Origin of the sequence: Mycobacterium sp., from assembly GCF_039583785.1 — a bacterium.
Classification (GTDB): Bacteria; Actinomycetota; Actinomycetes; order Mycobacteriales; family Mycobacteriaceae; genus Mycobacterium.
This window is the reverse complement of sequence record NZ_JAVKSG010000055.1, coordinates 14,032-24,962: the sequence shown is the minus strand read 5'-3', so window position 1 is coordinate 24,962 and position 10,931 is coordinate 14,032. Positions and strand designations below refer to the sequence as shown.

General features: G+C 66.5%; 12 protein-coding genes. 4 read left to right on the top strand and 8 right to left on the bottom strand.

What is annotated here, in order from left to right; genetic code table 11:
- The 8 genes from ABDV69_RS15585 to ABDV69_RS15550 form a co-directional block, all read right to left on the bottom strand.
- On the bottom strand, positions 1–206 hold a 206-nt coding region (locus tag ABDV69_RS15585), incomplete at its 3' end, for a hypothetical protein (RefSeq protein ID WP_343575930.1).
- Between the two features lie 382 nt (positions 207–588).
- Positions 589–1,044 carry a hypothetical protein gene (locus ABDV69_RS15580; protein ID WP_343575928.1) on the bottom strand — a complete coding sequence of 152 codons (456 nt, stop codon included), beginning with the start codon at positions 1,042–1,044 and terminating at the stop codon, positions 589–591.
- A 187-nt stretch (positions 1,045–1,231) separates the two neighbouring features.
- Positions 1,232–1,510: a hypothetical protein gene (locus ABDV69_RS15575; RefSeq protein ID WP_343575943.1), complete on the bottom strand. Its 279-nt coding sequence runs from the start codon at positions 1,508–1,510 to the stop codon at positions 1,232–1,234.
- 61 nt (positions 1,511–1,571) lie between these two features.
- Positions 1,572–6,038, bottom strand: a complete 4,467-nt coding sequence (locus ABDV69_RS15570; RefSeq protein WP_343575941.1) for a cation-translocating P-type ATPase — start codon at positions 6,036–6,038, stop codon at positions 1,572–1,574.
- 45 nt (positions 6,039–6,083) lie between these two features.
- The gene (locus ABDV69_RS15565) at positions 6,084–6,500 is read right to left on the bottom strand and encodes a hypothetical protein (RefSeq protein ID WP_343575926.1); all 417 of its coding nucleotides are present in this window, start codon (positions 6,498–6,500) and stop codon (positions 6,084–6,086) included.
- A gap of 111 nt (positions 6,501–6,611) precedes the next feature.
- Positions 6,612–7,418, bottom strand: coding sequence for an exodeoxyribonuclease III (locus ABDV69_RS15560; protein WP_343575940.1), 807 nt, complete (start codon positions 7,416–7,418; stop codon positions 6,612–6,614).
- 55 nt (positions 7,419–7,473) lie between these two features.
- Positions 7,474–8,277 (bottom strand): GNAT family N-acetyltransferase, encoded by an 804-nt coding sequence (locus ABDV69_RS15555; protein ID WP_343575925.1) that lies wholly within the window; start codon positions 8,275–8,277, stop codon positions 7,474–7,476.
- Positions 8,277–8,870: a peptide deformylase gene (locus tag ABDV69_RS15550; RefSeq protein ID WP_343575924.1), complete on the bottom strand. Its 594-nt coding sequence runs from the start codon at positions 8,868–8,870 to the stop codon at positions 8,277–8,279. The genes ABDV69_RS15555 and ABDV69_RS15550 overlap by 1 nt, the downstream gene beginning before the upstream one ends.
- A gap of 180 nt (positions 8,871–9,050) precedes the next feature.
- On the opposite strand from ABDV69_RS15550, the gene ABDV69_RS15545 reads away from it, so the two are divergent.
- The 4 genes from ABDV69_RS15545 to ABDV69_RS15530 all read left to right on the top strand — a co-directional run bounded on the left by ABDV69_RS15545 (position 9,051) and on the right by ABDV69_RS15530 (position 10,811).
- Complete coding sequence (locus ABDV69_RS15545; RefSeq protein WP_343575922.1) at positions 9,051–9,359, top strand: DUF3263 domain-containing protein; 309 nt, start codon at positions 9,051–9,053, stop codon at positions 9,357–9,359.
- A gap of 64 nt (positions 9,360–9,423) precedes the next feature.
- Positions 9,424–9,888: a LytR C-terminal domain-containing protein gene (locus ABDV69_RS15540; protein ID WP_343575920.1), complete on the top strand. Its 465-nt coding sequence runs from the start codon at positions 9,424–9,426 to the stop codon at positions 9,886–9,888.
- A 375-nt stretch (positions 9,889–10,263) separates the two neighbouring features.
- Positions 10,264–10,500, top strand: a complete 237-nt coding sequence (locus tag ABDV69_RS15535) for a YlcI/YnfO family protein (RefSeq protein ID WP_343575918.1) — start codon at positions 10,264–10,266, stop codon at positions 10,498–10,500.
- Positions 10,500–10,811, top strand: a complete 312-nt coding sequence (locus tag ABDV69_RS15530; RefSeq protein WP_343575916.1) for a type II toxin-antitoxin system PemK/MazF family toxin — start codon at positions 10,500–10,502, stop codon at positions 10,809–10,811. The genes ABDV69_RS15535 and ABDV69_RS15530 overlap by 1 nt, the downstream gene beginning before the upstream one ends.
- Positions 10,812–10,931 lie beyond the last annotated feature (120 nt).

Genomic DNA, 10,931 nt, shown 5'->3' with positions numbered 1-10,931 from the left:
CTCGTCATGGAACCCAGGATGGAGTTGATGATCGGGTCAATGATCACGTCAAACGCGTCGGCATGGGCAGCGGGCGAGGAGGCCAGTGGGGTCATGCCGAACGCGAGAAACGCACTCGCGGTCGTGCCCGCACCGAGCAACCGACGTCGCCGGTTCTTGGCGTTGCGCGACTGCTGACTCCGCTTGTTGGTGTGCCGACCGGCCATCGTGGTGCCCCCTCGTGGACGTTGTGAAATCTCAGGTCTCATTAAGGTAGCCCGCAAGTTACATGCCAGGAACACGTATCGGCAAAAAGTTGTGAAAAATTTTCTAAAATTTTTTCAAATCTGCCCGGATGGCGGGCAAAATGCTGGTCAACGACGGTTGCGTTACCTGTACCGACGGCTCTGACCAGCCATCTCGGCGGGCAGTTTGGAGCGCCGAAGGTGATCTGAGGGTGCGCTGAGAACCATGACACTCTGTTCTCGTTTTGTTAATGCCCGGGTAGGCGACGACTGGCCGGCATCGCCCTGACCTCACGGCGAGTTCTGAACTCCCAAACGAGGCCGGTAAAGCCATGCTCAGACGTGCGTGTCCGTTAAACCATCGTCATTCGCCGCGGCGAAGCTCGACCGTGATGCGTTCAGAACAGATCCGCATGACATGTGCCGGAGTTGGTCCGGTTGTAGCTGCTCCTGCGGACCAGAGCGCGAACAGCGCACGCAGCGCGTCAACGGCGATGAAACCTGTGCCGCTCAGGTCGACGATCAGTACGGCGCAGTCGCGTACCAGCCCCCGGGCGTACGGACTCATGTTGTCGATGTCGGACGCACCGATCTCGCCGCTGATGGTGATCGCGGTGGATTCGGCATCGGTGCGGATCCACATGCAGGGTCTGCGGAGATCGATGGCTCTAGCGCCGTGTTGCTGTGACGCTTGGTCAACACCATGAAGTTCAGCAGTCATGTTCAAGCTTTCGCTCGTCTTGCCGGATTGACCGCGCAGGCGAAGCATGCCTGGAACCCAGACACCTTCGACGTCGCTGCGCAAAAGCTGCTTGCTCAACTCCTGACCATCAAGGTACGCCGCGCCTACTCAATGCGGCGTCATCTGAGAAATAAACATTGCCGAGCCGTCGTCTGTGGCTGCATCGAGCACCACTTAGGTTGGCGGATCAAGAGATTCGTCAGCACCATCCGCACGACGACCTCGCCGCCTATCCTTCGCGGTAGGACGGCGCCGGTTGAATCCGCTACTCGGCGTCCTCGATGGCCTCGCCGAGTTCCTCGAGCAGCCGGTTGTGGTGATTGCTGGCCAGCAGATGGCCCGCTGCGATGACGACCGCGACCGGCCAGTCGATCAGCTCGAACGCCGCCAGCGCCGCCAAACCTCCGTAGTAAGCCAGCGCCTCGGGTGGCGGAATTTCGACTTGCCCCAAAACCGGCAGGTTGACCACGAAAGTCTCGCCTTCCCGGATATGTGCAACCGCCGCTGCCTGCGAAGTCCGGCGCCGCGCATTCTTTTCGGCCATCATTTGCCTTTCAGTAACGTTGACGTTGCCATGGGGACCGGTGATGCGGTCACTGTCGGAACTATGTCGACGACCGACTCTCTTGCCGACCCACTAGGCGGAGCTGTGGCTGGCCTGCTGACCGTCCCGTTGACCCAGTTGTACGCCGTTCTGTGGCGCCTCGGCGCCGTGCAGGTCGTGGCGACTCGGCCGGAGTCGGATCGCCCGCCTCTAGTTCCAGGGGCCGCTTGACTGCGAATACCCGGGTCGCAACGGCCACCGCGCCGGTCGCTGCCCCGGCTGAGCCCAGCGCCTGCGCCCAACCGAGCGGGCCGAGCGGAGTGCAGCCGAGCAATTGGCTGATGCCCGGAATGCTGATCAGCGTCCCCATCACGGCCAGCGATCCGCCGGCGGTCAACACCACCAACGGGGTCCGCGAGTCGAGCAGGGTCTGACCCAGCTGCGCCGAGACCAGCGCGACCAGCGCCACCGTCGACGCCCGCTGCGGGCGTCCGGTGAAGCCGGCCATCGTCCACGCCACTGTCGCAGCCGCCGCCGTCGTGGCGCCACGGATGGCAACCGCCCGCCACAACGCCTGCTGGTCGGGGCCGCGCCCATCGGGCTGAATCGGGCTGCTCGGCTTGCTCACGGCCAGCGCCGCTGCCGGCAGCGCGTCGGTAAAGATGTTCACCAGCAGCAACTGCCGGGTGTTCAGCGGTGAGTTGCCGGTGATCGCGCTGCCGATGACGGCAAACGCGACCTCGCCGGCGTTGCCACCGAGCAGCACCGACACCGCGGCCTGCACCCGCCGCCACAACTCGCGACCTTCGTCGATCGCGTTCAGCAGGGCCTCGATGCGGGCGTCGACCAGCACCACGTCAGCCGCGACACTGGACGAATCGCTACCGCGGGCGACGACGCCGATCCCGACGGTGGCCGCCCGGATCGCGGCGGCGTCGTTGGAGCCGTCGCCGACCATCGCGCAGACCTTGCCAACGCTTTCCAGCGTCTGCACCACCTGCACCTTGTTCTCCGGCGACATCCGGGCGAAGATCACCTTCTTGGTGACCACCCGCTCCTGGTCCTTGCGTGGCAGCGCGTCCCATTCGGCGCCGCTGATGACTTGGTCCGCCGTCACCGACATGCCCAGTTCCCGGGCGATCGCCGCGGCGGTGATCGGGTGGTCGCCAGTGATCAGCCGGATGCCGATGTCCCGCTCGGCGAGTGCAGCCAGCAACGCGGGCGCCTCGGCCCGTGGGGTGTCCGACAGTCCGAGAAAACCCACCAGCGACAGCTCGCCGCCTGCCAGTCCTTCGATGGCGTCCTCATCCTCGGCGACCACGCGGGCCTGCTGCGCGGTCAACCGACGCCGCGCGACGGCGATCACCCGCAGTCCCTCGGCGGCCAGTTGCCGCACCGTCTCGTCGATGTCGGACCCGACGCCCTCGCACGCGGCCAGCACCATCTCGGGTGCGCCTTTCACGGTCAGCTCGTCGTCGACCACCGATGCCGAGAACGACCTGCCCGAGCGGAACGGCAGGTGCGCGTCCGCGTCCGCCGCCGGGGAGTCAACCGAATGCGCCGCTTCGATGATCGCGCGATCGGTCGCGTGCAGCTGCGGCCCACCGTTGGCGTCGGGGGCGGCGCTCGCCGCGCAGCGCAGGACATCCTCGCGGGAGTAACCCTCCGCGGGATGCACCTGCGACACCCGTAACCGGTTCTCGGACAGCGTGCCCGTCTTGTCGAAGCAGACGACGTCGATGCGGCCCAGCGCCTCCACCGATTGCGGGACGCGGACCAGCGCTCCGTAGCTGGTCAGCCGGCGGGCCGACGCCGCCTGTGCGAGCGTCGCCACCAGCGGCATACCCTCCGGGACCGCGGCGACCGTGATGGCGACGGCGCTGGCTACGGCCTGACGTAAACCCTTGCGGCGCAACAGGCCCAGTCCGCCGACCAGAGCTCCACCCGCCAGGCTGACCGGGAAAGCCTGATTTGTCAGCTGGCTGAGCTGATGATGCAGCCCTGCGTTCGGCGATTCCCCCGACGCGAGCTCAGCGGCGCGTCGCGCCTGGGTGTCGGCCCCGACGGCGGTCACCAAGCCCACGGCGGTGCCCGCGACCACGGTGGTTCCGCCGAACACCATGCAGCGGCGTTCGGAGAAGTGGGCGCCCGGTGTGGCGTTGACGTGCTTGTCCACCGGCAGCGATTCACCGGTCAGTGAGGATTCGTCGACCTCGAGGTCGTCTTCGTCGATCAGCCGGGCGTCGGCGGGCACCACCTCGTGCGTCCGCACCTCGATCACATCGCCGGGACGTAGTTGCACCGCGTTGATGTCGGTGTAGATCGAAGTGCCGTCTGGTCCGGTCGTGACTTTGCGCGCCGGTGGAATCTGTTGAGCCAGAAGCTCGTTTAGCCGACCCTCGGCCCGTAGCCGCTGACTGGCGGCCAGTATGGAGTTTCCGGTCAGCACCGACCCGACCAAGATGGCGTCCACCGGCGAACCCAGCACCGCGCTGGCCGCCGAGCCCAAAGCCAGCACCGGGGTCAGCGGGTCGGATAACTCGGACCGCACCGCTTGCAGGAACCGCCAGACTGCCTGGCGCGGTCGTCCGGCCAGTTCTGCGCCGCGGTGTGCCGTTGTCATTGCGCGAAAGGCCAACGGCGCACGCCCCGGCTCCACCGGTTCGTCGGAATCCGGCGGCGGCAACATCGCGCGGACTTTCTCCACCGACATGGCGTGCCATTCGTGCATTGGCGCCGGGAGCGGAGCGGGGGCACGAATCACCTGACGGGCCATCAGATACCCGAAAAGCAGACCCGCCGCGGCGCCGACGGCTACCGGGCTGGGTCCTCGGCTGACCACGCCGGGGATCATCAGCAGCGCCCCCAACGAGGACGCGGCGCTGGCGATCTCGATCCCGCGTCGGGTCGCTGCCTTCGCCGCGGGCAGCGCCCGCACCAGCCGCCAGACGGTGGTCAGGTCGGCAAATATCAGATCCGCAGTCCACGGCGGCGGATCTGCGTCGGACGTGGGCATGAGACCCAACCCCACGTCAGCCGATGACAACGCCTGTGCAGCAGCTGAGGACACCACGGCAACAGTGCGGCCGGCGCGCTGCAGGTCCGTCAACGCGGCAACCAGCGCGTCGTCGACCGAATCGTTGCCCATCGGACGCAATTCGTCGAAGGCGGAATGCAATTCGCCCAGGGCTTCGACATCGAGGGAGATCAAATCCAGCCGGGAGCGGCGGGCCTCGGCCAGTAGTGCAGCGGCCAGCGGCTGGTGGGCGGGGCAGATGAGTGCCTCGACGCCGGCATCAGGAGGGGAGACCGCCGTCGCCGGCACGGGATGCCAACCCGCGTCCAGGTCGGGCTGGTCCAGCAATTGCTGCGCGCACCGCCACGTCACGGCACGATCGTCGTCGTCCGCACCGCGAACCTGTAGCACCCGCAGCGTATCGGTGTAGAGCACCCGGGGATCGATCAGCAGCGCGTCAACCCGGTCCAATCGGCGGAGGCTGTCCGGGCGCAACGGCAGAGCAGCGTGGCGGCTGGCCAGACCATATCCGAGAGTTGCGGCAAAGGATTCGCGTGTGGTGCGCATTGCCTTCGGCGCGGTCACCATCACCGCAGCCGAACCCGTGTCGAGGTTGCCAGTGGCGGCGGAAATCACGGCGCCGCTGGTCGCCTGGACGAGCGCGGCACGCCGCGCGTGGCGTTCGGCGGGGCCGTCCGGCAACGGGATCGGTCGCGACGACGGGTGAACTTCGGCGTGATTGGCGTGGCGCGCCAACGCGGGTTCGTGGCGCTCCCAGGCCTGTGCCTCGGCGCGAAGCTCGATGATCTTGATCGATTCCATCGTCAAATCGACCGCCAATGTCGGAAGCGCCAGCGCGCCGAGATTCACGGCCGCGGTCACCAGCGTCAGCGCTGCGTCGGTCGTCGGCTGTCCGAGCGTCTTCTCCACCATCCGACGGAGCGCCGGTTGGTAGTTGACCAGCGAATTGGCTGCGCCCACAGTTGCCGGGATGGGTGGCCATCGCAGCGCTCGACCGGCGAGTGCGACACCCAGACCGGCGGCATTGGCGCCCGCTGTCGCCGCGCGGATAGCCATCGGTTGAGTGTCACAGGGCAAAGCTTTCGGACGGGGCACAGGGCGCGCGGGATGGACGTCGCCGCGCGTCGACTGCCAGGTCGTTTCGGCCTCTTCGACGGCGCGGCACAGGTCGCGAAGCGAGACCTGCCCGTCGTGGAGTCCGATGACGGCGCGCGACAGCGGGAAGTTCAGGCTGACCGACCTGACTCCTGCATGTCCTTGCAACGCCTCGACGACGATGTACCCGAGTTCGGCGCCGTCGGACCCGTCGAGTCCGCGGACCTCGATCCACGCCCGTCCCTGACCACACCAATTGTGCCGGGTCAGGATCGGCGGCGAGGGCAGCCCGTCGGACAGCGCCTTGACGCCTTCGCGGACCGGGATCGCGGCCATGGTCAGGCCTGTCGACGCGATGGCGCCCAGCGATTCAAGACCTTGGGTCACCGCGCGCAACGGAAAGGGAACTCGCACCGATACGACGCTACCTACTCGACAGCGTCAGCGACGGGTGCGTGACTGCGTTGCGCCCGACCGCCGCGCCGGCGTCTTTTTGGCCGGCGTCTTACGCGGCCGTGCCGAGCTGGTCGACTTGACAACAGCGACCTCGGCCGGCGGGCTGTCGTGGTGCGAGTTGTTCAGTCGCCGCAGCAACAAGGCGCCGCCGCCGACGGCCAGCAGGATCGGCCACTCGACGAGGCCCGCCACACCGATGGCACCCAGCGTCAATGCAGCCGCGGGGGTGGAGTGGCTGCCGCTGTCGATGCCCTTCTGCACGCCGGTGACGGCGCCGGTGACGGCACCGGCGACGCCGTTGACTGCCGCGCCACCGACCGCGCCCGCAGCGGCGGTGGTTGCTGAGGCGGCGCGGCCGACCGTTCGACTTACGTTGCGTACGGTGCCGTCAACAACACCCATGATGACTCCCTGACACTCAGACATGCGGGCCGGAAACTGATGCCCGCAATCTTATGACCTTGACTGGTAAATGAACAGCGCGTTAATACCCGGCCGGGCAATATCTAAACCTCAACTGGTGCGCAGATCCACCACGACCGGCGCATGGTCGCTGGGTGCCTTGCCTTTCCGCTCTTCCCGGACGATCTGCGCATCGGCCACGCGGTTAGCCAGTGCGGGGGACGCGAGGATGAAGTCGATGCGCATCCCTTGTTTCTTCGGGAACCGCAACTGGGTGTAGTCCCAGTAGGTGTAGACGCCGGGGCCGGGCGTGAACGGCCGCACGACGTCTGAGAATTGAGCGTCGAGCATCGCTTCGAATGCCTTGCGCTCCGGTTCCGAGACGTGGGTGGCGCCCTCGAAGAAGTCGACATCCCAGACGTCGTCGTCGGTCGGGGCTATGTTCCAGTCTCCGACCAGCGCAATCGGTGCCGACGGGTCGACGCGGAGCCACCCTTCGGCGGCATTACGAAGGGCGGCAAGCCAATTCAACTTATAGATGTAATGCGGGTCGTCCAGCCCACGACCGTTGGGCACGTAGAGGCTCCACACCCGCACCCCGGCGCAGGTGGCTGCCAGCGCGCGCGCCTCGGCGGCGGCGGCCAGGTCGGGCTTGCTGCTCCAGGTGGGCTGGCCGTCGAAGCCGACTTCGACGTCGTCCAAACCGACCCGCGACGCGATCGCCACGCCGTTCCACTGGTTGAAACCGCAGTGCGCCACCTCGTAGCCGAGTTCCAGAAACGGCATGGTGGGGAACTGTTCGTCGGAGCACTTGGTTTCCTGCATGGCGAGCACATCGACCTCGCCGCGCTGCAGCCAATCGAGCACTCGGGGCAGTCGGGTACGAATCGAGTTGACGTTCCAGGTGGCTATCCGCAGGCGCGGGTGCAGCGGATCGCCGCCGTCAATCACGCCGTCGGGCATGGCTGAAACCCTACGTGAGCGTGCCGACGGTGATGTAGCGCGCGTGATGGTGCAGGGCGAACCCGAGCGACCGGGCCAGATCTGCCATGGCGCGGTCGTCGTCGGGCACCCGCAGGTAGCCACGGGTCGCACCCCGCGACGCTCCCCAGGCCAGCAGGGTTTCGCAGAGTTCGGCTGTTGGCTCGTGGACTGTCAAAAGGCCCACCCAGCGAGTGCCGTCGGGAGCGTCGGTGACCGCGGCACTCGCTGACGCGTCCCCGTGGCTGCCGAAGGTATGCCCGCTGCCGGGCCGAGTCGACAGCTCGACGGCCGGGGCGGGCTCGACGGTGTGCACGTCGCGCACCATGATCCGGTTGGCATGTTCGCCTCGGTCAGGGAGGCGGAGTAGACGATCGGCGACGGCCAGCCGTGGAGTGCGGTCACGGTCTCGATACCAGTCGACGATCGCCGGTATCGCCGCCTGGGTGGCTGAAGTAGCTAGTGGCACAGCAGAGTTCGCTGGGTACGCGCCGTCGGGCCCGGCGCGTAGCAGCCAGCCGTCCACCCACTGCCGCTCGACGCCGGGCCACGCCAAGGCGTCTGCGTGCTCGAGTGCGCGAATCTCCGACGTGCGCACCGGCTTATCGCTGAGTATGCGTAGGGCGACCACGTCGTCGGCTGCGAATTGCACCGTCGCGCCCGTCTTCGTCTGGATGCGTACTCGTGAGCCAGACTCCAGCAGGTGGCCGATCACATCGGTCAGCGGTGGCACCGACCCGGCGGGCCGTCGGTAGCGCACCGTGACCCGGGTACCGAGCTCCGGCCACGAAACCATCAGTGGCCGAACGGGTCCGGGCCCTCGCCTGGGGTCCACGACAATCCCGGAACGCCCCAGCCGCGCGATTTGACCGCGCGCTTGGCCGAGCGGGCGTGGCGTCCGACCAAGCGGTCCAGGTAGAGAAAGCCGTCCAGGTGGCCGGTCTCGTGCTGCAGCATGCGAGCGAAAAGCCCTGTGCCCTCCAGGATTATCGGGCTGCCGTCGGCGTCGAGCCCGCTGACCTTTGCGTAGTTGGCCCGTCCGGTGGGAAACGACTCGCCGGGCACCGACAGGCAGCCTTCGTCGTCGTCATCGGGGTCGGGCATGGTCTCGGGAATCTCAGAGGTCTCCAGCACCGGGTTGACCACGACGCCGCGCTGCCGCGCCGGCTGCCCGCGCTCGTCGGGGCAGTCGTAGACGAAGACCCGGAGATTGACGCCGATCTGGTTGGCCGCCAGGCCGACCCCGTAGGCGGCGTCCATGGTGTCGTAGAGATTCGTGATCAGATCGGCCAGATCGGCCGGCAGTGATCCGTCGGCCGCGACGGGAACCGGCGTGGTGGGAGTGTGCAGTACGGGATCTCCCACGATGCGGATAGGTACGACTGCCATGACCGCAAAGCTTAAGCCCGAGTCCCGCTGCCCCCGTTGCGGAGTACTTGTGCGGCCGCCGGCCTCACCTAGTCGGCCGACTCGCGGGTCTGGCTTCCCGGTCAACAGTTGTCGACGTGGTTGAATGATCGCCGGAGCAGCGAGTATTCGAGATTTCGCCGAAAGGGTCGAGGAAGCGATATGGACAGCGCTATGGCGCGGGCTAATCGATCGAGGGACGACTCTGAACTTGCCGATGGGTTGACTCGCCGCGAACACGATATTTTGGCCTTCGAGCGTCAGTGGTGGAAATACGCCGGAGCCAAAGAAGAAGCCATCAAAGATTTGTTCGGAATGTCGGCCACGGCGTACTACCGGGTGCTGAATGCGTTGGTTGACCGACCCGAGGCGCTGGCCGCCGATCCGATGCTGGTGAAACGGCTCCGCCGACTCCGGGCCAGCCGGCAGAAGGCGCGGGCCGCCCGACGTCTGGGCTTCGAACTCACCTGAGAATTTTGCCTGCTCGCTGGGCGTCGGTGTGGGTTTTCGCGCACTCCTGGATACAGTGACTTCGATGAATGAGCGCGTTCCCGACTCGACCGGCCTCCCGTTGCGGGCCATGGTGATGGTGCTGCTGTTTCTTGGCGTCATCTTTTTGCTGGTCGGGTTTCAGGCGATGGGATCGGGCAGTAACACCGATGACGACTCGGCGGTGTCGAGCGTGACGACCAGCGCCGTAGCGTCCAAGACCTCGGCGAAGCCGGCGCCCAAGGCCGACGTGCTCGTGTTCAACATCTCCAACTTGAAAGGTGTTGCGGGCAAGGCCGCTGACCAGCTCAAGCAGGGTGGATTCAACGTCACCAAGGTCGACAACCTGACGTTGCCCGACGTCTCTCAGACCACGGTGTACTACACCGATGCGCCCGGTGAGCACGAAACCGCCGATGCGGTCGGCCAACTGCTCAAAGCCCAGGTTGCGCCGCGGACCAAAGACGTTGCCGATCAGCCACCCGGCGTGATCGTCGTCGTCGCTGGCTGACGCCGTCCTGGTAGGGCGGCCGGACCCAGTCGGCTGACGCGGCCAGCGTTCAGGGCTGGAGGTCGGGCGTCGACTGTGTATCCAGGGCGACGACACGCCGACGTAACCCGCCCGGTGTGCACACTCAAATCCGTAGGCGCACAGTCGATGTTGCAGGCGCACCGCGGACGGCAGGCTGACCGGTGGTGGGGAGCTTGCTGACAAGCCGACAAGCTACCCGTCCTTGGACGCCCTGGGGATCCGCGAGCTTGTCGGCGCTTCGGCGGTCGGGAATCCTCCCACCTCGACAATCGCTGACCCTCCGGGAGGTGAGTGCGTTACCGGTTCACGTATTCGACCCCTGCGCGGGCATACCAAACTGGTACCATCGGTGCAGTGAGCATACAAATTGCGGTCCGCTTGCCCGACGATATCGTCGCTTTTATCGATGACGAAGTCCGGGGCGGACATGCCCGCAGCCGTGCGTCCGTCGTGGTGCGGGCGCTGGAACGGGAACGTCGCCGCCGTCTCGCCGAACGCGACGCGGAGATCCTCGCGGCCAGCAAGTCGGCGCCGAGCGATGTGGATGCGCTGGCCGGCCGCTCTGCTCGTACCGTCCTCGACATGGACTGATGCGACCTATCCACATCGCCCAGCTGGACAAGTCTCGACCGGTCGTGATTCTCACCCGCGAGGTCGTGCGTCCACATCTGACCAACGTCACCGTCGCCCCGATCACGACAACCGTCCGAGGGCTTTCCACCGAAGTCCTGGTAGGCGCGGCGAATGGGCTGAATCAACCGTCTGTCGTCAGTTGCGACAACATCCAAACGATCCCGGTGTCTGACCTGGGTCGGCAAATCGGCTACCTGCTCGCATCCCAGGAAGCAGCCCTTGCAGACGCCATCGGCAATGCGTTCGACCTCGACCGCGTCGTGCCATAGGCCGGCAAGGACAGTGCGCGCTCAAGCCTCGGCCACGGCGGGCGCGCTGGTCGTACATATTTTTGATCCCGCTCCTCAGCGGGCCGTTCCGGCCCGCATCGTCGTCGGGCTGGAGTTTGT